The 21,507-nt window shown below is 66.6% G+C and carries 14 protein-coding genes and 3 pseudogenes; 9 read left to right on the top strand and 8 right to left on the bottom strand.

Annotated elements, in window-relative coordinates:
• Positions 1–167 precede the first annotated feature (167 nt).
• From ACIGXM_RS36645 to ACIGXM_RS36635, 3 genes and pseudogenes are all read left to right on the top strand, one after another.
• A pseudogene (locus tag ACIGXM_RS36645) lies at positions 168–1,171 on the top strand (IS5 family transposase).
• A gap of 22 nt (positions 1,172–1,193) precedes the next feature.
• Positions 1,194–1,730: pseudogene (locus ACIGXM_RS36640) on the top strand (transposase); the annotation flags it as partial.
• A 67-nt stretch (positions 1,731–1,797) separates the two neighbouring features.
• Positions 1,798–2,403 (top strand): Imm21 family immunity protein, encoded by a 606-nt coding sequence (locus ACIGXM_RS36635; RefSeq protein WP_396568456.1) that lies wholly within the window; start codon positions 1,798–1,800, stop codon positions 2,401–2,403.
• Between the two features lie 1,271 nt (positions 2,404–3,674).
• Here ACIGXM_RS36635 and ACIGXM_RS36630 read toward each other — a convergent pair.
• Positions 3,675–5,387, bottom strand: coding sequence for an IS1182 family transposase (locus ACIGXM_RS36630; protein ID WP_396568455.1), 1,713 nt, complete (start codon positions 5,385–5,387; stop codon positions 3,675–3,677).
• Between the two features lie 298 nt (positions 5,388–5,685).
• Positions 5,686–10,413, bottom strand: a complete 4,728-nt coding sequence (locus tag ACIGXM_RS36625) for a hypothetical protein (protein WP_396568454.1) — start codon at positions 10,411–10,413, stop codon at positions 5,686–5,688.
• Between the two features lie 792 nt (positions 10,414–11,205).
• Between ACIGXM_RS36625 and ACIGXM_RS36620 the strand changes: the two genes are divergently transcribed.
• The 5 genes from ACIGXM_RS36620 (at position 11,206) to ACIGXM_RS36600 (ending at position 16,053) form a co-directional block, all read left to right on the top strand.
• Positions 11,206–11,340 (top strand): transposase, encoded by a 135-nt coding sequence (locus ACIGXM_RS36620; RefSeq protein WP_396568453.1) that lies wholly within the window; start codon positions 11,206–11,208, stop codon positions 11,338–11,340.
• A gap of 310 nt (positions 11,341–11,650) precedes the next feature.
• A complete protein-coding gene (locus tag ACIGXM_RS36615; RefSeq protein WP_396568452.1) occupies positions 11,651–13,090 on the top strand; it encodes a hypothetical protein in 1,440 nt (479 codons plus the stop codon).
• Positions 13,091–13,374: 284 nt separating this feature from the next.
• A complete protein-coding gene (locus ACIGXM_RS36610; RefSeq protein ID WP_396568451.1) occupies positions 13,375–14,481 on the top strand; it encodes a hypothetical protein in 1,107 nt (368 codons plus the stop codon).
• A gap of 71 nt (positions 14,482–14,552) precedes the next feature.
• A complete protein-coding gene (locus tag ACIGXM_RS36605) occupies positions 14,553–15,212 on the top strand; it encodes a hypothetical protein (protein ID WP_396568450.1) in 660 nt (219 codons plus the stop codon).
• Between the two features lie 82 nt (positions 15,213–15,294).
• Positions 15,295–16,053 carry a DUF6928 family protein gene (locus ACIGXM_RS36600; RefSeq protein ID WP_396568449.1) on the top strand — a complete coding sequence of 253 codons (759 nt, stop codon included), beginning with the start codon at positions 15,295–15,297 and terminating at the stop codon, positions 16,051–16,053.
• Here ACIGXM_RS36600 and ACIGXM_RS36595 read toward each other — a convergent pair.
• The 6 genes and pseudogenes from ACIGXM_RS36595 to ACIGXM_RS36570 all read right to left on the bottom strand — a co-directional run bounded on the left by ACIGXM_RS36595 (position 16,034) and on the right by ACIGXM_RS36570 (position 20,570).
• The gene (locus tag ACIGXM_RS36595) at positions 16,034–16,303 is read right to left on the bottom strand and encodes a ribosomal protein L7/L12 (RefSeq protein WP_396568448.1); all 270 of its coding nucleotides are present in this window, start codon (positions 16,301–16,303) and stop codon (positions 16,034–16,036) included. The genes ACIGXM_RS36600 and ACIGXM_RS36595 overlap by 20 nt on opposite strands.
• A 40-nt stretch (positions 16,304–16,343) precedes the next feature.
• A complete protein-coding gene (locus tag ACIGXM_RS36590) occupies positions 16,344–16,715 on the bottom strand; it encodes a hypothetical protein (protein ID WP_396568447.1) in 372 nt (123 codons plus the stop codon).
• A gap of 164 nt (positions 16,716–16,879) precedes the next feature.
• On the bottom strand, positions 16,880–18,289 hold the full coding sequence (locus tag ACIGXM_RS36585; RefSeq protein ID WP_396568446.1) for an IS701 family transposase: 1,410 nt from the start codon (positions 18,287–18,289) through the stop codon (positions 16,880–16,882).
• Between the two features lie 91 nt (positions 18,290–18,380).
• A complete protein-coding gene (locus tag ACIGXM_RS36580) occupies positions 18,381–19,535 on the bottom strand; it encodes a hypothetical protein (protein ID WP_396568445.1) in 1,155 nt (384 codons plus the stop codon).
• A 43-nt stretch (positions 19,536–19,578) separates the two neighbouring features.
• A pseudogene (locus ACIGXM_RS36575) lies at positions 19,579–19,674 on the bottom strand (IS5/IS1182 family transposase); the annotation flags it as partial.
• Positions 19,675–19,922: 248 nt separating this feature from the next.
• Positions 19,923–20,570 (bottom strand): SIMPL domain-containing protein, encoded by a 648-nt coding sequence (locus ACIGXM_RS36570; protein WP_396568444.1) that lies wholly within the window; start codon positions 20,568–20,570, stop codon positions 19,923–19,925.
• 156 nt (positions 20,571–20,726) lie between these two features.
• Here ACIGXM_RS36570 and ACIGXM_RS36565 point away from each other — a divergent pair, with 156 nt between their 5' ends.
• The gene (locus tag ACIGXM_RS36565) at positions 20,727–21,386 is read left to right on the top strand and encodes a class I SAM-dependent methyltransferase (protein ID WP_396568443.1); all 660 of its coding nucleotides are present in this window, start codon (positions 20,727–20,729) and stop codon (positions 21,384–21,386) included.
• Positions 21,387–21,507: the final 121 nt, after the last annotated feature.

Here is a 21,507-nt window from a genome sequence, read left to right as displayed (position 1 = left end):
TGTCGCAATCCACACCGAGCCAGAAGGCCCTCACTCATTTCAAGATCACATCACCGTGAACCCCGTCACCAACCTCCGTGGTCAATACACCTAGGGCGCGTATCGAGTCGTGATCAATCTTTGGGCTTCCCCTCGCTGTGGAGCTCTGGTCTGGTAGGACGTCTTGTGTGACGCGCGTGCAACTGACGGACCAAGAGTGGGAGTTCATCGGGCCGTACTTGCCGATCGGCGAGTACGGCCCGTACCCCGAGCGGCTGCGCCAGCAGTTCGAGGGCGTGATCTGGCGGTTCAAGACCGGCGGACAGTGGCGGGAGATGCCGCGCGAGTTCGGCGCCTGGCCGACCGTCTCCAACCGCTTTCGGCAATGGCGTGACGCCGGCGTGTTCGAGGCTCTGCTGGAGGGGCTGATCGCAGAGGCCGCGAAGCGGGGCGAGGTGGACCTGTCGCTGGTCAGCATCGACTCCACCACCGCGCGGGCTCACCACGACGCTGCCGGGATGCACATGAGCGATGACGTGCTCACCGCCCTGGAGAAGGCCGCCGCCGAGGAGGAGAAGGCCAGGTCAAAGGGGGCGACCGCGAAGCACAAATCGGGCAGGACGATGAACCCGATCCTGAGCGGGAGGAGCGTCGGCGCGTCCGCCGTCGCCGAAAGCTCCGACTGAAGGCCGCCCTGCTGGGACGCTCGCGAGGCGGCCAGACCAGCAAGGTCCACCTCGCCGCCGACCGCAGGTGCCGCCCGCTGGCGTTCGTCCTGACCGCCGGACAGGCGGCCGACAGTCCTCAGTTCATCCCCGTCCTGAAGAAGATCCGGGTCCGCGGGCCCGTCGGCCGCCCCCGCACCCGGCCCGACGCTGTCGCCGGCGACAAGGCCTATTCGTCTCGCGGCAACCGCTCCCACCTGCGCAGACGCGGCATCAAGGCAGTGATTCCGGAGAAGAGGGACCAGGCTGCCAACCGGAAGAAGAAGGGCAGCAAGGGCGGTCGGCCCTCCGGTCATGACGCCACTCTCTACAAAGAGCGCAACACCGTCGAGCGGCTGATCAACAAGCTGAAGGCCTGGCGAGGCATCGCCACCCGGTATGACAAGACCCCGGAGAGCTACCTCGCAGGCCTCCACCTTCGCGCCTCAATGATCTGGATCAGAGACCTCACCCGGGCAACCCATTGATCACGACTCGATACGCGCCCTAGTCGAGAAGGCGCTCGGCAAGCAGATGCTCGCCCTCCTGGGCCAGCTCACCGCCGCCTGCACCGCCACCGACAACCTCGCCCAGGCCGTCGAGGAGATGTTCCCGCAGCACCCGGACGCCGAGATCATCCTCAGCTTCCCCGGCCTCGGCGTCCAGCACGGCGCCCGAGTGCTGGCCGAGATCGGCGACGACCGCACCAGGTTCGCCGACACCCGCGGCCTCAAGGCCTACGCTGGGGCTTCACCCGTGACCCGGGCCTCCGGCAAAAAATCGAGCATCACCCGTCGGTGGGTGAAGAACGACCGACTCAACCACGCCGGCTACCTGTGGGCCTTCGCCGCGCAGACCAACTCGCCCGGAGCCATGGCCCACTACCGTCATCGTCGCGACGACGCCGGCGACTGGCACGCCGCCGCCCAGCGCAACCTGTTCAACCGCATGCTCGGCCAGCTCTACCACTGCCTCAAGAACCGCCGACTCTTCGAAGAGCAGGTCGCCTTCCCAGTCCTGCAAGAGCCCGTCCAAGCGGTGGCATAGACGCCGGAGCCGGGGCGGTGCTCACCCCAGCCTCTTGGTTGTCACTGGTCAGCGGCACACTGCGCGCATGAGCTCTGATCGACATGCTGTCCGGAGGTCCCTCGATCTGACCTGGGTCGAGTCCATGGGCGGTCCCCTGATCGTCGTCCCGGCATCCGCGCTGCAGTACTGGGGCGGGTGCACCGAGGACGGCATGATCATCAGCGATGGCGACCAGCCGGACGACTACGACCGGGCCTGCGAGGTCGTGGGTCTGGCTGAGGTGATCAGCCTGCGCGGCCACAGCAACGCTTCGGCACTGGTGCTGGGCGGCGAGGGCGCCACCACCTGCTACCTGCCCGAGAAGCAGGCGTTCATGCGCTGGCTCGCCGCTGACTCCGACACCGAGTTGCTCGCCGCCACCGAGGCCGCGCTGAACGACCCAGCGACGCCCTGGGAGGACTGCGGTCTCTGGGAGACCGACGGACCGGCAGTCCTCATGGACTCGGTCGAGGCCGGCGAGAACCTCGGCATGCCCTACCCGGATGACCGAGGCGAGCCGGACCAGGCCCCCGTTCCTCTGCCCGCGGGACGCTGGCGAGTCCGCGCGTTCCACAAGACGGGCGACTCGCCCTGGATCAGCGTGGTCCAGCTCCTCCCGGATGCCGATACACCGTCGACAGCGAGTCACTGAGTCGAACACCAAGCTCGCGCCTGCAGCCTCCAACTTGACGGCTTGGCACCGTGAGGTGTCTGGGGGTATGCGGGGTGCCGCAGGCGGTGCCGACTGAAGCAGGGTCAGATTGCTGCTACTCGCGGTGACTGGAGGTAGTCGGCAGCCCTGGGGACCACTTGGGGACCAGACGCCGTGAGCGCCAATGAGCGCCCGTGGGCGAAAACGGACGCTGCCGCATAAGTCTGGCGCCAGTCCGGCTTGGAGCGATTGACGCGACGCCTTGGCGCAGATCGCTCCTGGCGTCTTCAACTCCCCTTACAAGCAGCAACGTTGAGTGCCATCGAAGTGACACGGGTTCAGGAATCATGCTAGTTGAATATTAAAGTACTTAACTGGGGGTCAAGGGGTCGCAGGTTCAAATCCTGTCGTCCCGACTGGGGTTCGCCCCATTGTCGCAGGTCAGAGGCCGTTTTCTCGTTCGCGAGGAAGCGGCCTTCGGCGTGCTCTGGGGCCTGCCTCTCACATTCGTCTCACGGTTTTCACGGTTCGAGGGCGAGGCTGGGGCCTGTCCGACAATGTGAGCTGGTGATTATCTGCACCATTTGGCCTCTATGTCGGACTTTTCGATCACTGCAATGGGCTAGATGGTCGCTCGCCGTGATCGGCGATTCTGGTCATAGGGTTCGCACTTGACGCATCTGCGATCGATCAAGTGTGCACCAGTAGGTCCGGCAGTGCCCAAGTGACGGTGAGCTGGGTGGCCGACCGCTGCCGAGCAGCAGAGAGCAAAGGGCGAACTGGCCCAGAAGATAAGGGAGATCCACGCCTCCTCGCGCGGAGCCTGCGGCGTCCCGCATGTGCACGCCGCACTGCAGCGCAAGGGCCACGCGACGACGCCGCCTGGTTCAATGAGATCACGATCCCAATTCAGCACTGTGTCCGGCCGCACCTGCAGCCGTAGTTGTTGCAGGAACTCCTGCGGCGAGTGGCACCAACAGAGCAGCGAGAAACGCGCGATCCTCTGGGCTGAACCGCACCCTGTTCTCTCCCAGTTGTCGCTCGAGGACAGCGATCTGATGGCTGGCAGGACCAGGATCTCAACATCCTTCTCGCGGTGGCTCAACGGGAACAGGCGCAGGGCCGCGAAGGCCTGGGAGACCGCGAGATAAGCGAAACGTGCGAGCATGAGAGGCGATCACGCCGGACGTTAGCCCCCAGCACAAGGCGGCCGTGGCCTGTATGGATGCAATTTTCGGTACCCACAAGATCTTGGTGGCTAATTTCAACTTCTAGGCTGCGAGGCTGAGTTGGAGTCTGGCGAGGTGGCTGTGGTTGGCGCGGTCGAGGGGTCTGCCATTCCACCAGGCGTGGAGTCGGATGAGGTTGAGGGCGGTGGCGCTGGTGGTGTGGTCGAGGTGGGTCTTCGCAAGGCTGCGGTAGCGGGCGCGGCGTAGGCCGGTGGTGTGTGTGGCCTGGCGGATGGTGCCCTCGATGCCGGCGCGCAGTGCGTAGTCGCGTTGCCAGGTGCCGTCTTGCTGTTGTTCGTGGGCGGTGTGGATGGCCTCGGTGAGCTCGCGGGGGTAGAGGCTGAGGCGGCGACCCTTTCGCGAGCTGGTGCACTGCTCCTTGTGGGGGCAGGGGATGCAGTCCAGGGCGGCGAAGGCGACGACGGTCTTGGGAACGCCTTCTTGGACGACGGGGTTCCAGGTGCTGCTGGTTCTCCCGGTGGGGCAGATGGCCTGTTGGTTGTCCCAGTCGATGGTGAAGTCGTGGGCGGCGAAGCCCTGCCCGGCCTTGGCCTGGTGGGAGGTGTCGAGCAGGACCGGCGTGATCAGGGCGACGCCGTAGGTTTTGGTGGAGGAGACGATCAGGTCGGCGCTGGGGTAGCCGGAGTCGAGGTAGTGCCGGGAGGGCAGCAGTCTGCGGCGTTGGAGGGATTGGTGGATCGGTTCCAGGGCCTTGGTGTCTGGGAGGGTGGAGGCGGTGGTGGCCACGTTGGTGATGATGTTCGGGCGGGCGGGCCGGTCTCCGTCGGCCTGCGGGTGGCAGGTCTCTGAGATGTGGAGCTTGTAGCCGTTCCAGAACGTCTCGCGCTTGGCGGACCAGCGGGTGTCGGTGTCGTAGGGGGAGGCCAGGCGTATCGGGCCAGGCGGCAGGCCGTCGCCCCCGTCCTCGGTGCGCTCGCGACGCTTGACGCGGATGTGCCCGTTGCCGGCCGTGGTGCGGGTGTAGTTCTGCACCAGCACGATTCGCAGGCTCTGCACCGCCGGCAGCTCACGCAGCCATGCCGGGGAGCCGTGTGCATACACCGCGTGCAGCAAGGTGTAGCCGTCCTTGGCGTAGTGGAGCGCGAGCGCGTCTTGCTTGGCCTTGGAGGTGGGAAGGCGCCAGGTATCGATCCGGTCCGCGTAGCGGCGGCTCCAGTCCTCCACGACCAGCGCCTGGTCGACCCAGTTGGGACAGGCGGCGGCCAGCGCGTTCAGGGCTGCGCGGACGCTTTCGCCGGCCAGCTCGAGCCGGTTCAGATCCCGTACCGCTGCCACGATGTGCGTGGAGTCGGTGCGCTGGCTGCCGCCCGCGTCCACCAAGCCCAGCTCGCGCAGACGCTCCAACAGCAGGTCCAGCGCCTGCTCCTCCAACCCGTGGGTGACAACGCGGGCGCGGAACTCCGACAGCACACTGTGGTCGAACCCCGGATCCTCCAAGCGCAGACCCAGTGCGTACTTCCACGCCAGGTTCTCTCGGACCTCGTTCGCTGCCTGCCGGTCGGTCAGGTTCGCGGCTTTCTGCAGGACCGTGACCAGCGCGAGCCGGCCTGGCGACCAGCCCGGTTTGCCTGCCCGGCCGAACGCGTCGGCGAAGGCCGCGTCCGGGAACAGCTCGCCGGGCCGGTCGCGGACCTGCACCGCGAGCGGGGCCTCCCGCTTGCCCCGGTACATCGCCCTGACGGCCGCTGCGATCTGCGGATCAGGCTGGGGCCAGGGCTGCGGTTGCACCGACACGACATGCTCCGATCCAAGACGAGGCCCGAGGGATCACCAGCACTCATGATCCACTGCACCGTGGCCACGCTGCCACTCCTGACCCAAGGGACAAGCCCCAGACCGCTCCCCAGGCCACCCCAAAGCATCCCAACTCGGATTCATCACAAGGAACTTGGAATTAGCCACCAAGATCCCACAAGGTGCCGCCGCCTGCATCGTCCGGCTTCGGCAAAGAATAAGGCTGTGGACGACTCCTCTGTCGACTGCGGGCGATCGCCTCGCTCGCTGGCACCTGCGAGCGGTTCAGCTCCAACGGCTACCGGAACAGCTCTGGCAGTTCCTGGGCGCGCCTGATGGCTGGCTCCCATCCGAGGTAGACGAAGGACTCCAAGATCCGGCGTAGTGCTGTCATGCTGGCGGAGTCGTCCAGCAGCAGACCCCTGTGCCCCACCAGGTAGTCGTCGACGATCTCGAGCACCGCATTGAGGCCTTCGATCTCACGCGCGTAGTCCTTTGTCGCGGTGACTGCTGAGGCAACGCTGAGGAAGACTCGACGCCGCTGGAGGGAACGCAGATGACCCAGGACCTTGATGACATCGTGAGTCACTGCCGGATTCCCCACGGACGCGAGGTCATCCAGGAGTGGGAGGACGTGATGGGCGAACGCCTTCGGATCGCCGAGCGGTGCGCCTTGCGCTCCGATTTCTGATGCGCCGCTGGCGAGGTAGAGCTCGCGAGAGATCGCCTTGCACACGCGCAAAGCGGCCTTGGCCTCTGGGCCGTTCTGCGCCGGGACTCCGATGAGAAGCTGTGTGATGGCCGGCACGGGCAGGGCGAGGAGCGTGAAGGCTCGGTCCTGGTATTCGGCTGGAGTGGGTGGTGCGGGGTTGAGGAACCGTCGCAGGAAGACGCAGGTCCTCTCGGCGCGCACTGTGGAGCCGGCGGGGTTGGAAAGCCATGCCGTCAGGAGCGCAGTGCTGGCAGGCGCTTCCTGAGTGACTGCCAGGTAGACCAGCATCTCAAGGACGAACTCGCGAAGTTGGGTTGCGTTCGTGCTGCCGTCGGCAAGCTGCTCCGCGTGTGGCGACAGAAGCTGCCAGCCGTCGGCCTGTGACAGTTCACCCAAGGTCTCGTCGACAGTGCTGGGGGCGTTTTGGATCAGGGTGACGAGAACGCGCAGGAGCGAGAGCCGCACCAGTTCGGCAGGCTCGGCTTCCAGATGTTGGCGCAGTGTCTGGGCGATCTGGGATGAGTCGGCGGTGAGGTGGGCAAGGGCCTGCGATGCGGCAGCTCGGATGGCTGCGGAGGGGTGGCCTAGAAGCGTCTGCAGCATTGGGCTGACCTCTGGATCGTCTCCCCAGTCCGGGCGGGCGCTCAGACGGGCGAGTGCCTCCACGGCCGCGATCTCGCTGTAGGTCGCGTCGGTTGCCTTTGAGTCGGGGGCCGCCTCAATCAGCACTGCGAGGATGCTCTGGCCGAGCTCCGTGTCGGGCAGGACCGTTTCGTCCTGGGCGAGTTCGTGCGCACCGCGGACCAGCAGGTTCACGGCCTCGTCCAGTCGTCCGGGAGCCGCCTTGTCTTCGTCGTTATTCGTCCGGGACTCGTTCAGCTCATGACGCAACTGGGCAAACGTCGAGCGCAACTGGATCTTAGCGGCCTGGGACTGCGCCTCGTCCTGGGATCCGGTGGCCGCGAGGTCGGCTTGCAAGGCTTCCGCCGCCAACTGCAAAGCGCTCGGTTGCGCGCCTGCGGGGCTGCCTGCAGGCCACGTCACGTCCCGCACCCGGTGAAAGTCCCAGTTCACCTGAGTGGGCGGCAGGGCCGGCGGTCCGCCCTTGTCTTCGTAGGGTTGTAGGACGTTTTTGGACTTCTCTTCTGCAAGTCGGCCACGGTCCAGGACCGCGAGGAGGGTGGCAGCGGCCTCCGATCCGGTGGGCTGCTGCCCAGTCGCATTTTGGGCATCGTGCAGTTGGAGGATGCGTTGTTCGAGAGCCTGGTGGTCAGTGTCGTCGCAGAGCGGGGCGATCTGGGCCAGGAGGTGGCCTGCTTGGACATAGGTTGGCGCGGAGGCAAGCAGGTCTCCTGCTGACAGGAGCGGTGCGACTGGCAGGCCGAGGCGCTCGGGCTCGCTGGTCGCGGCCTCGAGCACCTTGTTCCATGCCTCGCTGTGGTGGAGCTTGTCTTTGAGTTCCTGAAGGACGTAGGCCAGGTCTGGGTAGCGTTGTGCTGCGAGTTCTTGCAAGTGGCGGACGAAGGCATCCGTCATGGTCGCCAATGCCTCGTGGCCCCCGGCTGCTCGCAGGGACCGGCCGTGTGTCACGCGGGGGCGGGCGTCGCTTGCGGGCAGGTCAACAACTTCCGGGAAAGTGTCAAGAACTCGGAGGTAGAGCGCGACGGCCGTCTGCAGGTCCGTTGCGAGAAGGTTTGGGTACTTCTGGCCGATCTCGAAGCGCACCATCTCGAGATCGGCTTCGCGCGTACCGGTGAAGGACATGATCTGTGAGTGCGTCAGCGCGGTCCTTTCCTGCCGTGTCTCCTCGAAGGTCCAGACGGCCTCGGCAAGGCGCACGGCTTGTGCAGGCATGGCCGCGACCAGTTCGTCGAATCGGCGGGCGAACCAGGAGACGACCGAGACGCCCCAGTGCTGCATGGTGGCGGCGGTGAGAACCTCATCGAGGATCGGTGCGTTGGATGTGGGGTCGATGACGACGGCGTCGAGGAAGGGGTCGGCGCTGAAGTTCGCGAGTGACTCGTACTGGGGGTTCGAGGGATCCTTCAGTGCGAGCTGGAGCAGGCTCGCGGCTGCCCGGGCGCGTTCGGCCTGGCCCGCAGCTCCGGTGGCGGTGGCGGGGTCGGCTTTGCGGAGACGGTCGAGCAGAACGGTGGCAGCACGCGCGAGTTGGAGGTCCGTTGACTCCCGGGCGTGTCTGGCCAGGACCTCGACTGTCTCGGACACGGCTTGCACACTCTGGTGCAGTTGCTCGGGGGCGTTGTTGTCTGAGTGGAGGGCGCCGGTGATCTGGTAGGCGAGGTACTCCTGGGCCGCGGTCGCCTCGACGAGCTCAGACTCTCCGCGGCAGGCCTGGATGAGGGGCTGCATGTCGGCCGCTGTGATCGTCTGTTGAAGGGCGACGTAGGCAGTGGCCGCAGCCGCGAGCGGGTGGCCATGCGTTTGTGGCGCCATTCGCAGGACCAGGTTCCAGAACTCCTGCCGACTCGGATCGCTGTGCCACAGGTGCGCGAGGTGCATGTCGAGGCTTGGGCGGGCCAGAACAGCCAGGTCCGGAGACTGGTCGAGTTGACTTGCAGCGTGGAGGGGATCAGTGACGTCGCTGAGGATGAGGCGGGCGACGCCGTAGTCGAACAGGACGGGGTGTGCGTAGAGAACGGGGGCTGCTGCGAGGGAGCTGCCAGCTGTCTCCTCGCGCATGACGCCGTCGTGCAGGATGTCCTTCAGGCATGTCAGTCCCGCGGCGTCCAGAACGGCGGCGGGCCGACCGATGCGGTCCCGGCGAAGCCGGATCATCTCCTGGGTCAGCCTGGTCAGGACGCCTTCGCGGGCGTATCCGTCGCCGGCGTCAGTGACCCGCCTTGTCCAGTAGCTGTTCAGCAGGTCGAGTTGGCTGGTGATCGCGGCCAGTGAGGCGTTCGGGACTTGCACCAGGTCAGCGGCGAGTCGCAGGTTGAAGGGGTTGCGCAGCAGGAGTGCCAGCTTGGCTTCGGGCTGGGCGAAGACGGCGTCCAGTACGGGGCTGGCGGCACGGACAGGCGCGATCTCGGCGTCGGTGAGGTCGCCCACGAGCAAGTGGCGGGTGCTTGCAAGCGAACTGTCCGCGCGTGTGGGGTCGACCGGGGCTCCTTGGAAGACCTGCTGCCAGCGACGATTGTTCTTGATGTCGAAGGTGCGGACGGTGGCGATCACCCTCCAGCGGGTGCCCTGGAGTGCGCCGAGAAGGTCAGAGAGCCAGTCGCTGCCTTCCGCGAGGCGGGTGCCGTCCAGGTTGTCCAGGATTAGGGTCCCGGGTTGTGTCCCGTCCCATCCCTGCAAGATCACGTGCAGGGGTTGCTGGATGCCGAGGTCGCCGCGTAGGTGCGCCAAAGTGCCGGCCAGCGCACTGACTGGGAGATAGACCATGTCTTCCCCCTGGTCGCTCAGCAGGCGCCCGAGATGGGCGGCAACTGCGGTCTTTCCGGCTCCGGGAGCGCCAACCAGCACGAACCCATCGGCAGTGCCGGCGACCACCCCATCGAGGTCTCGCTGGAGCACGATGTCTCCAGCGCCTGTCGGGATTTTGACCTCCTGAAGGTCGCGTGCCAGGCGCTGGGAGCTGTAGTCCCGCAGAGCCTGGACGTCGGCGTACACCTCGGGACGCAGCCCGAAGGTACAGCCCTCGTGCTTCATGCGGCCCTCTACGTCCGTACGACGCATCCACTGCATGTCCTTGTGCAGCGAGGTGCCGACGGTCTCGAGAGCCCTCCAGGCGCTGCTGCTCGTCGTTTCACTCGCTAGCGTTGGCGACAGCAGGCCCTGCGCGATCTGGCGGTCCACCTCGCCTTCTTCCAAGGAGAGGACACGTACGCGCAGCAGCCTCAGAAAGGCCCTCAGTTCGCTATCAGTCGGCTGCGTGTGCGCCTCGGCTTCCCAGAGCCTGCGCACGTGGTCGAGAAGCGCGTTCCTGGCCGTTCTCTCTGGATTGTTGTAGGCCACGCTGTCCAGCGGCATTGCGTCAGGCAGTGTGGCCAGGCGGTCGACGACCGTCGCAAGGCCGTCTCGCACCGTGGAGGCGCCTGGGCCGTTTGTAACGATCACGATGCGGTCCCGGGTAGGGTCGAGAGGCCGCCGCCCCCGCTGACCCTGCACGCTGACTGGCACCCCTCTCCGGTACTGCAGTACCGCCTGCTCCAAGGCAGAAGCCAGATCGGAGTCTTCCAGCACGCTCAGCGACAGCCTGGTCTTCGCTTGCACCAGGAGCCAGCCGTCCCTGTCGGTCAAAGCTCCCGCGTCATCGACGTCTTCACCCGTCTGACCACCGATCGATGTCACCCGCGCGTTCTCCAGCCAAGAGCCCGGGAGAGGTTCCTGGGCTACGCAGTGAGCACTGAGCCAAGCCAGGCACAGGGCCTCGAAGCTCGTTCCTCGCGCCGTCGCGCCGCCGCCTGTCGATGACTTGGATGACATCCCCCCATTATCGGGCCGAGAACCAGATCTAGGAGCTGTTCGGGCGATCACCGGCGGGCAGCACGTCCGGGCTTCTGTCGCAGACCATCGGTATGGTCGCCCGCATCGGAGCGAGTAGCTGGTTGTATTTCGCACCGTTGCAGCAGGGCGGACAGACATCGCTGGACTGTCTCCGGGAGGCGGTCTTCACTCGCGGTGCCGAGTACTAAGGGAAGAAGGCGTCGAATCGCTGGCTGCTCTGATGGAGGGCCGCTGGCTGGAAGAAGAGCCGGCGCATTCGGTGGTCGATGTCGAGCGGGTTGCGTCTAGAGAAGTGGTGTACCGGTTCCACCCGTTCCAGGGGTTTGATCCCGGTTCGGTGCATGGCGCCTGAAAGCAAGACGGCCAGCGGTTGATCCTTCGAGATGTCTGACGTCACGAAGAGGAGACCAACACGATGACCGCACCTGACAGTCTGCCGGTTGCCGCGCTGCTGGAGGCGAACCTGAGCTCGGCGAGTCCGGACTTGTTGCGGGCGATGGTGAAGACCTTCACCGAGGCGATGATGTCCGTCGACGTGGACCGCGCGTGCGGCGGCGAGTACGGCCGCCCGAGGAGGAGCGCGGCAACTTCCGTACCGGCTAACGGTATCGGGGCTGGGGCACCAGGGTCGGGACCGTGGACCTGGCGATCCCGCGGGTCCACTCCGGCTCGTACTTCCCCGGCTGGCTGCTGGAGCGCCGCCGTCGGGCCGAGCAGGCCCTGGCGCTGCGATCGCTCACCAGCGACCTCCCGCCGGGCAACCGCACCTGATCGAGGACCCCATCGACTACGGCCTTAACCTAACGGAACCACAGCCGACTTGACCGGGCGGCCCACGTCATTCACCCCACCCTGGTGAAGTCGGCCGAGGTATCCGGCAGTCGACCACGCTCCCGCGAGAGCTCGGGTACAGTGGCAGACAGCCCAACAGGCCCGGGCCACCGGCAGCACCGGCGGAACCAGCCAGGGGCGAGGACTTTCACCACCGTCCGGAGGCGCGTCAGCAGCGTGCCCACCAGCGGAACTCCACCCCAACCGAGCACGCGCCCAGTCGCGCCTCCATTCCACTGGAGTTTTCCGCATGTCCGACCAGCAGGTCACCGTCGTTGCGCAGAACTTCTTCTGCGAGCACACCCCCAGCAAGAGCCGAGTCCTGGCCCTTGTCGGCCATCAGGCCGGTCCCGCATCACTTCAGGCCATCCTCACCTGCCGTGAACCCGAACTCGCCCACCACGCAGCCCGACTGCTGGTCCGCGCGCTGCGCTCGCAACCTGCTACCTGGGCCGCGGAGCGCGTCGACGAATTGTGCGGGCGGCTGCCGGACGCCCCGGCAGCGTCCCTGAGGCAAGCCGTAACCCACGCGCTCGCCGGAACCTGGGCGGCCAACACCGGCACGTTGATCACATGGCCTGAGAGTCCCGCAGACGAGGAACTAGACCACGACGACGCGGACTTCGGTGACACCGGCAACGGAACCACCCCCGAGCCGGCTGTTCGAGTTCCAGATGGCGCGCGACTTCGCGACCTCGCCGGCCCGGTCGTACGGATCGCCACACTGCGGGAGTTCCACGTCCACGACCGGCAGGCCCTGCTCGACAGCGCATCCCAGCAGGGGTGGACCCCGGCGCCCGCCGAGGAGCTGGCCGAGAACGACCCGCACGACGTAGTTGGTGCGGTGATGTGGCTCGCCGACCCGCCTATCGAATTCGACGGAGCCGAGGGCCTCATCGACCGCAGCCAGGCCTCCATCCTCCGGCGCGACAAGGACCACGAGGTCGCTCAGTGGAGCGTGGAGCCCATCGTCGTGGACTTCGGCAGGGGCTGGCGTCGGTTGGAAGCCGACCCTTCCGAGGAGAACAGCCGGGACGACGAGATCCCGGACTTCGCCGCGCTCTTCCCGGCGGAGGCGGCGCACTGCGCAGACCCGGAGTGCGAGGATGAGCGCTGCCTGTGGCAGCTGACCCCGCGCACCGCGGACGTCCTCCACACGACGCTGTGCCTGCTCGCGGACGAGGCGTACGACGACGCCGAGGAACTCGGCGACGGGCGCCTCGTGCCGGACGAACGCGAGGGCAACTGGGGTGTGTTCGCCCGCCTGCCGAAGCTGACCTTCGGCGCCGACCTCCAGTGGCGGCGCCGGTTCGCACGTGCCGCCGACGACCTCGCCGACGACCTCGAACACGGTAACTGGCCGCAGCCGACCTGCACCGGAGAGGAACTCGCCCTGCACCTCGCCCTCGACGACGCCCGTGACCGCGTCGACGAACTCGGCGACACTGAGGCCGACACCCACCACGGGCTGCCGACTCACCGGGACGACTACGAATTCGACGCCTGCACAGACATGTTCTTTCAGGACACCGACGTCCTCATGCTCTACGACCGCCGCTTCGACGGCATCGGGGACCCGGACGACGACACCAACCGGCAGCTCGGAGTGGGCGACCTGCGCGCGCCGGCCTGGTTCGAGCCGTTCGGGAACGTGAAGACCCGCGACCCCCACCGCGGCTTCCGTCGCTGACCTGCACGGCCAAACTGCCCAGTGTGGGCCGGAACGAGGAGCGTTCCGGCCCACACTGGGCAGTCACCTTCCCGACGCTGCTGCTGGAGGAGGACCGTGGTGAGCCCGACCGTGGCCCAAGGGGGAACTTCAGGGCATGGATCCACGCTGTCATGGAACCATGATCGCCCCCAGTGGATTGATCCCGCGCTCGAGACACTGGAGCGCCTGCGACGGACGCGAAAACTCGTTGGCTGGCTGCCAGCAAGGTACGACGATGCGACTGTTTTCCACGCGGAGGGACCTTGTTCGTTTTCGTCTGTGCGAGATGTGAGGCCGGGCTGACCGCCCTGTTGTCCCAGGTCTCTCTTCCAGCCCACGCCCATCAGAAATACGGGAACGGGATCCAGCTGCCAGTGCTCATGGAGTCGGGGACGTTCGCCATGGACCCGGACCCCTGGGGACCGCCGTGGCGGCGGTGGGACGAGATCGCCCCGGGCGAGGCCGAGGCCCGCGGCATCTACGCGCCGGTCTACGCGCTGTCCGACGGCGCGCCCGGCGCGATCGTGATCGCCCCCGGAGATATCCGCAGCACCCGACTGATTCCCGAGAAGCGAGGTGGCGCCTGCTGCGGCCTCGACGGGTCCGACGGCCCCAACATGGCCTGCGAGGCGTGCGGCCTGGCTGTGGCGAGCAGGATCGACGACTGCTCGCTATGGCAGGCGGTGTGGCTCGCGCCAGACGCCGTGCGCCGCCTACTCGTTGACGATGTCGACGCAGCGCCGCTCTCCTGGGAGGAGCTGATGGAGGAAGGGAAGGGCACGCCCCCGTTCGAGCCGATCGCCACATGGGGGTCAAGGCTCGGGACAAGCCACTACTGGTCATGGAGCCCGCAATGGGAGGCGGCGGCCGGCCGAGCGCTTGCCCACCTGCTGGCGGCCTCTGAAGGGCGGCCGGTGACCGTCCCGCACGGCCTGATCGCGGACGTGTTCCAACGCACCCTCGACGCGCTGCTGCCCGTGGGTGCGCCGGAACGGCACGCTGTCCTGGCGGGACCGGGACGACCTGCCCCCGAAGCAGGCGTCGATATCCTCCTCGTACCAGTTCATCCTCAGACGGGCCAGACCTGGACACCCGCCGACCGGGTTCTATCGGCGTATCCGGTGCCGCTGCCGCTGGGGGTGTGGCTGTCGATGGCCTTTCCCAAGACGTACTCGCCCGTCCCAGCATCGGGCGGCATACCCCACGACCTCCTCCGCGACGACCCGCTCCCGCCGCGCCCCAACCGCCTGTTCCGGCCCGACCTGGGAACGTTCCAACACACCCTGGTCCGGCTACCCGCCGTTCGCAGTCCGTGGCTGCGCAAGATCATCGAGAACCTCACGCAGCACATGACGACCGGTCTCTTCTAGCCGCTTGGCATAGGAGCCGCAGACTGCTCGTGACCGTCCCGCTGTCAGCGGCGGCCTGTTCAATGTCCGTCATGAACGTTTACGGGCTGGTGTCCGCGTTGGCCGATCCCGATGTCCTGCATGCTCGCTGTCGGGCGCTGACACTGCTCGACGTCGTGCTGGACGGCTTCGCCCCGAGACACGGCTACTTCCCGGGCTGGCGTGAGGGCGTGGACCTGGCCACGATGGAGAACGGTTCCGGTGATCTGTATGGGATCGTCTTCGATCCGGCCGGGGTCTTTCTCTACGGTTTCGACCACGAATGCGATGCCACGCCGTGGCGGGAGTGGCCCAGGGCGCACTGGCCCGGACTGTTGGAGGGCCTGCCCGCCGAGCTGGCGCACTACCCGGCCGATCCGGAGCTGCAGTTCGAGGGTTTCTTCGACGCGACGGTGTGCGCGTGGCGCGAGACGGGCGAGCCTTCGTGGCAGTGCGGTCCTGTGATGTTCGAGCAGGGGGAGTCCGATGGAGCCGGTTGGCTCTTTGGGGTGCTGACCGACGGCAGTGCCGAGGCCGTCGGCCGTGACGCGGAGGACTACTACGAACGGCCCGTCGACCGGCAGGCTGTCGCTGCGCTCTTGGCGGGCGCCCCGCTGGACCCTCGGACGGTCGGCGCGCTCAATCCGGCGGCGGACTTCGAGACGATAGCCGAGCGCGCCCGCCTACTCGGCTATGCGGTGGCGGATGCCTGAACGAGCGGACGGCTGTGCCTCCTCTTGTCCGTGCTCGTGAGTAGGGCGCGACCCCAATGTGACTTCACTGTAAGGAGGATCCTTGGGAGCCAAGACCGGTCTGCTTGTGTACGCCGACGGGGACGTGCCTTCCCTCCTGAAGCAGGTGGGTGAGGCGGAGCTGGGGCAGACGACCGCCATGATGCGGCGCCTCTACACGGGCTGGGTGATCGAAGCGGCTGGCGGCTTGAACCTGGGGGACGGGGTCTACCCTCCGGACGGTCGGGCCTACGCGGGAAGCTGGCCAGGGGTGGAGTTGGTCTGCGATCGACGTGTGATGGTCGATCTGCCGTCTCAACTCCCGGATGAGCTTGTAGCGGCGAGCGCTGGTCGGCGGATGGTGCTGCACGCCATGCACAGCGTGGTCGACTGGCTGGCCTTCGGCGTGTGGGAGGACGGGCGTCTCATCCGCTCGCTGAGTCTGTCCCCGGACAGCGGGATCGTCGAGAACATCGGCGAGCCGCTTCCCTTCGAACTGCCGTACTGGGCTGGGGAACGCCGTGCAGATGTCATCCGGTGGCCGGACGGTGATGACGAGCCGTACGCGCTGCCGTTTCACCCCCTGGAGATGGGCGAGGACGCACTGCGTGCGCTCTGCGGGTGCATCGTGGAAGGCCGTCCGGATCCCGGTGACGTGGATGCGGACGCCATCGGGCTTCACGGTTACCTTGTGCGGGACCCGGATGCTCCGGATCCCGCAGGGAAGGAGGCCGCGCTCAGAGCAGCCGTGGGAGCCATGGCGCCGCCCCGTACCTACGTGCTGGGCCCCGACGCCACGTTGATCAAGCGGGACGCCCTGTAGCCCATGGCACCACCGTGACCGAAGCACCGGCTGCCCGCAGATCCTCGGCATGCCGTCGCGCGGCGTTCTCCTCGATCCCTTCGAAGAGCAGAACCGGAGGCGTGTCGGTCACGGTCTGCTTCGCGCGCCACAGCCCGACGCCCGTCATTGTGCGGAACGTCTTCGCAATCTCCAACGGGCTGGGGCCGGCGTCGAGGAGCACCACGTTGTGGGGGATGTCGTCGCAGATAAGCGTGAAGTACTCGGTCATTTCTGCTCGGGCTGCTTGCAGCGTACGCAGCGGAAGATCGTCACAGGCTCGCCTCCGTGTGGGGCTGCGGCCGGAACTCGTGGACCACCTCGATGTGGCCGACGATGTGCTGGTTGAACTCGTCCAACTCCTCCGCCGGCGCCCACAGCTCGAGGATCGTGCGTCCGCCGGCCTGCTGGACCGGGTAGCGGGCGGCGAAGGCGGCGTCGATCTCGAACCTGGTGACGTAGCCGACGCCGGAGGCGGGCACGTTCCAGCCCCGTGCGATCCGGATCGCGTAGTCCTCGTTCAGTACCGGGTAGAAGATCGGCTGCTCGGGCAGGCGAGGCGGCCAGGCCCGCCAGCCCGACACCCCGACCAGCTCCTGCGGGCCGGTCGGACGCCACAGCGTCACGCTCTTCGCCCGGGCCATCGCGTGAACCTCCTCGGTCCGACGGCTGGCGCCCACCGTACCGCCGCACCTGATCGACGGCTGCCTCGCCCTAGCCGGCTGGGCATGGACAACTGACCCCAGCCGACGCCGACATCACGCATTCAAGTTCAGTAACGGTGGTTTGTTAAACCGGTAAGTAGAGATCAAGGGCTCGCCCACTGGCCAATGAGGTTATGAGGGCCTGGAGTTCGGGTGGTGGGGGCGTGTTCGACCATGCGTGCCAGTAGCGTTGCAGGGTGTGCCAGGGGTCGAGCCAGGCGCGGATTGCCCGGATGGCCCGGGGCCATGTGGGCGGCTGGGGCTGGTGGGACATGGCAGTGCCCCCTCTCGGGCCCGTCGGCCGTCTCGGGCCGTGGGGCTTGATCCTGTGCTGGGGGTTCATCGGCGAACCAGGCCTCCCAGCAGAAGGAGAACGCGCAGTTCACGAGGGTTTGGTGGCGTCGGATCGCGGTGTCCGAGCGGACCTGGAAGTCGGCCCAGCCGAGTTCGTCCTTGATCTTTTTGTAGCTCTGCTCGATCCAGTGCCGCAGACCGTAGAGGCGGACGAGTTCGGCCAAGTCCCCGGGTGGGTGGGGGCTGTCGGCGGTCTGGGGCGAGCCGAGGCGGCGCAGGTTGGTGGCCAGATACCAGGTGGCCTTGTCCGGCAAGGCAGACGGGTCGGCGGTGGCCACCACCAGGCGCGTCGGTGCGTCCGGGCCCCAGCCGCCGAGGCGGGCGTCGGCGGCCCACCAGGTCTCGGTGTGCCCGTCGCGAAACGTGCGGACCACCGGCGTCCAGTCACCCGGGTGCTCGGAATCGGTCCAGGTCAGGGCCCGTGCGGCTTCGACCGGGGTGTGCGCTTCGTCCTTGTAGGCCCAGGTGCCGCGGTGGGGCTTGAGGGCCATGACGAACGGCAGACCGGCCTCGCGCAGGGTGTGACGGAACTCGTCGTGGTCGCCGTAGCCGCAGTCCGCCACCACCGCCCGGAACGGGATGCCGGCTTGGTGGGCCTGGCCGGCCAGCGCGGTGGCGAGCCGCGGCTTGGTACGGAAGTCGGGATCGTTGCGCTTCTTCGGGAAGTGATGGGCCGGGGTGTAGGGCACGGCGTGCAGCGGATAGTAGAGGCGCTCGTCCGCCCACAGGGTGGTCACCGTGACGACGCCGTTGTCCGTCTTCCCGAGCCGGCCCAGCCACTGCCGCCCGACGTGCGCGGTCGCCGTGCCGTCCTTGCGATCCCCGGAATCGTCGATCACCAGCACCCCTTGGCCGTGCGGCGCGGTGGCCGGATCCGCCAACAACAGCTCAATCCGACGGGCATTGACCTGCTCGAACTTCCAGGTCGACTCCGACAGGAAAAACTGCAACCGCTGCACCGCCGGATGCTGGGCCCCGACTACCGGCTCCGCCCCTGCCAGCGCGGTGAGCGTCTTGTTGCGGTCCCGTGGCAGCAGCAGACCGGTCAGGTACTCCCGGAAACCCCGCCGCTGAGCCAGCGACCGGAACAGATCATCGAACCTGGCCGCATACTCCTCGAGCGGACCAGGAGCAGGCGGACACGGCACCCGTGCGGTCATGGCGACACCCCCGAAGGACCCTGTCCTCACCAATACTGCCGACCTGACCCCATGTCAACAAACCACCGGTAAGCCCAGGTCGGGGAGGACATCAGCCAGTCTGCTTCTGTCCGGCCCGCGACGAGCGCGACATCCTCCTGCCGAGCGCGAAGCCGAATGCTGCGACCACCAATCCAGCTGAGGCGGCAGCGGTATACCCGAAACCGGAACCCTGCTCTCCAACTGGAGTCACAACCCGTATGGGGATTAGGCCCTCGCCGCAGGCCTCTTCGCGGACAACATCCGGCGCCTCCTCATTCGGGGAGCCTTGCTCCTTGTTTCGCAAGCGGGCCCACTCAAAGACAACCGCACCAAGGAAGGCAGCCCCAACACCAAACCAGATACTGGTAAAAACTGTCCAGTCCTGCCACCGGGTAGCAACATCCTCGTTTGTCAGCTCCGCCACAGGACCGGTCGAGCTAAAGGAGTCCCATGTCAGACCAGCTGTACTTGAAGGCTCTGGCCTAGCCGAATCAACATGGGTCCCGAAGGGAATATTTGCATCCACCTGCGTGAGGAGAATCGGCGGGCGCATATATTTACCTGCCAGTACACCCGATCCCTCGAACTCGCCGAGCATGCTTTGGCTTGGTACATCGAAGGCCCCTATAAGCGGCCAGGTCTCCACCTCCTTGGGGCCCTCCAGGCCAACACGGTGCCCAACGTATAGAATCCTGCCCATCGAATTTCCGTCTACCTCGACGGGGGTGCCAACCCACGGATCGCTAGGTTGTGCAGCGCCTCCGGATGTACCTGGCGCGCAGGGCGCTGTCTCCGAGATCGATAGCTTGAACGCCTGAGCAACCTGCGAACTTGGCCCAATTCGGTCCATTATCTTAGAGTCACTGGGAACCAGACCCAGACTCCAAGCCCCTCCGAGCTGGGTAATTTCAGGGCTATACTCCGCGCCACGCAATCGTGCTGCTCCCCGAAAGACAAGAAATCCAGAGAAGCTTCCCTTGCCGCAAACGACGGCACGGTAGCTCATCCTTGGCTCGGCTGCTTTGGGATCACCAATTATGCTGGCTTCAATCTTTACGCTATGGAGAGAATCGGTGCTATTTTCGATGAAATTGACCGATCCTGCATATGGCTGCCACTCAGGCGTCGCGTCGCCAACCATCGAGGCAACAAGGAAAGCTGGCACCGATGCCAGAGAGGCAACTATGAAGGCCCAATAGGCAATTGCACGGAGTCCTGCTCGCATGGCCAGACATTATCAGAGGACGTCCTGTTTGGTGCGGGACAGCTCATGGATTGTGCCAGGTTATGATGGTTTCGCCCATTGTTCGCTTCGCGAGGTTCGAGATCATGGCGAGGCGGATCATGTCCTCGGAGTGTTCAGGTCATTGGTCGGTTGCCCGCAGCTGACGCCTTCGACGGCTCGTGGCGTTCCCCTGGCCGCTGGCAGGGTACTGAGCCTCGACGATGGGTTGGCTGGCCGCGGGTTGGTTGTCGGGTGCCATCCGCGGCCAACCGCTCCTCGCGTCCGGCGGCTCGGCATCAGGACGAAGTGATCTGTGGGTGTTCGTGAGAAATCGTATGGCTATGGATGATCGCCGTCGGTGACCGGATCAGGGCTGAGTGTGCGTGGTCATTCGCTGATGAGGGAGAAGCCGAGGACCACTCCTGCTGAGACGCTGATCTTTCCGGGGGTCAGGTCGCCGTCCCCGCTGCCGTCGCTGCTGGAGCGGTGACTGCGGTAGCTGTTCTGCAGCTGGTCGGAGTCGATGTCCTTGATGTGGATGACCGGGCCGAGTCGGGCTCCGGCCGCCTCCGCGTAGAGCGCCGCCTTCTCCCGGGCGGCTGCGACGGCGGCCGTGCGTGCCTTGGCGCGCAGCTCCTTCTTGGCCTGAACGTCGAAGGTGACCCCGTCGACCTGGTTGGCTCCGGCGTCCACGACGTCCACCAGGACGGCCTCCAGCCTGTCCAGCTCCCGAAGCTCGATCACGAACGAGGCAGTGCACTCGTAGCCCAGGAACTTGCGCTCGTTGCCGTACGTCCAGGAGGACTTCAGGTCCAGCCGGGACGTGGAGACGGCGGAGTCGGGTACGTGGTGGTTCCGCAGGACCTCGCGGACCTGGTTGACCGCTGCCCGGGTGACCTCGAAGGCCTCGCCGGGCTTCTGCCGGGTCTGGTTGATGGCGACCCGCAGTCGCGCCAGGTCCGGTGAGGCGTCCACGCTTGCCGCGCCGAAGACGGACATGCCCCAAGGGTTCTCTATGAATTGAGTGCCGTTCATGACGTGAATCCAACCAGCCGGGTGTGCGTTTCGGCAGGTGGATTTCCGTGGCAAGAGGGCTGGACTGTCGATGCGGGCTGGAGGACGACGCAGACGAGTGGGTCGCTCGCGGGAGGCCCTGACCTCGGCGGCCTGCCAGTCGATAGCGTGTCCGACATGGTGACCTTGCTGGACGACGATGAGCTGGAGCGCTCGCCGGTGGTGGCGAATCGGGCGATGAACCGCGAACGGGCCCTGACCGGCGTCAACAGCTATGCGCGTGAACTCGGCCTCGACCCGGTCCAGTGGCTGCTCGACCGGCCCGGGCACGGGTCGTGGCTGGACCTGTGCAGCGGTGAGGGCCTGGCCTTGACGATGGCGGCAGGTCGACTGCCGGCCGCCACGGTTCTCACCGGGGTCGACCTGGTGGGCCCACTCGGCCCGCGGCATGTTGCCCCCAACGTCCAGCTGATCGTGGCCTCGCTCGCTGACTGGGCGCCCCAGCAACCGTATGACCTGATCACCTGCGTGCACGGGCTGCACTACCTCGGCGACAAGCTCGGTCTGCTCGGCCGAACTGCCGGCTGGCTCAGCCCCGACGGGCTGTTCCTCGCCCAGCTCGACCCGGCCTCACTACGCCGTGTCGACGGTAGGAGCCTGGCGAAGCCGGCGCTCGCGGCGCTGCGGGCGGCCGGGTTCGAGTATCAGCCGCGGCAGCATTTGCTGACGCTGCGAGGTCGGCGGAGCGTCAGGCTCCCGTTCGACTATCTCGGTGCGGATACGACCGCCGGACCCAACTACACGGGTCAGCCCGCAGCGGCGTCCTACTACGGCTGAGCCAACTCCACTGCCGCGCGCATCTCCTCCGCCCAGATGCGCCGGGGATCGAGGTGCAGTTCGTTCTGCATGAGGCAGTCCGCCACGAGCGTGCCTACCGGATTGCCGCACGCACACAGCT

The sequence above is a fragment of the Kitasatospora sp. NPDC052896 genome (assembly GCF_044547075.1).
Classification (GTDB): domain Bacteria; phylum Actinomycetota; class Actinomycetes; order Streptomycetales; family Streptomycetaceae; genus Kitasatospora.
This window is presented reverse-complemented; position numbering and strand designations above follow the sequence as displayed.

Excerpts from the sequence above, each read along its gene's own strand:
- ACIGXM_RS36635 (WP_396568456.1), top strand. The coding sequence starts at position 1,798 with ATGAGCTCTGATCGACATGCTGTCCGGAGGTCCCTCGATCTGACCTGG.
- ACIGXM_RS36615 (WP_396568452.1), top strand. The coding sequence starts at position 11,651 with ATGTCCGACCAGCAGGTCACCGTCGTTGCGCAGAACTTCTTCTGCGAG.
- ACIGXM_RS36605 (WP_396568450.1), top strand. The coding sequence starts at position 14,553 with ATGAACGTTTACGGGCTGGTGTCCGCGTTGGCCGATCCCGATGTCCTG.
- ACIGXM_RS36595 (WP_396568448.1), bottom strand. The coding sequence starts at position 16,303 with ATGACCGAGTACTTCACGCTTATCTGCGACGACATCCCCCACAACGTG.
- ACIGXM_RS36590 (WP_396568447.1), bottom strand. The coding sequence starts at position 16,715 with ATGGCCCGGGCGAAGAGCGTGACGCTGTGGCGTCCGACCGGCCCGCAG.
- ACIGXM_RS36585 (WP_396568446.1), bottom strand. The coding sequence starts at position 18,289 with ATGACCGCACGGGTGCCGTGTCCGCCTGCTCCTGGTCCGCTCGAGGAG.
- ACIGXM_RS36580 (WP_396568445.1), bottom strand. The coding sequence starts at position 19,535 with ATGCGAGCAGGACTCCGTGCAATTGCCTATTGGGCCTTCATAGTTGCC.
- ACIGXM_RS36570 (WP_396568444.1), bottom strand. The coding sequence starts at position 20,570 with ATGAACGGCACTCAATTCATAGAGAACCCTTGGGGCATGTCCGTCTTC.
- ACIGXM_RS36565 (WP_396568443.1), top strand. The coding sequence starts at position 20,727 with ATGGTGACCTTGCTGGACGACGATGAGCTGGAGCGCTCGCCGGTGGTG.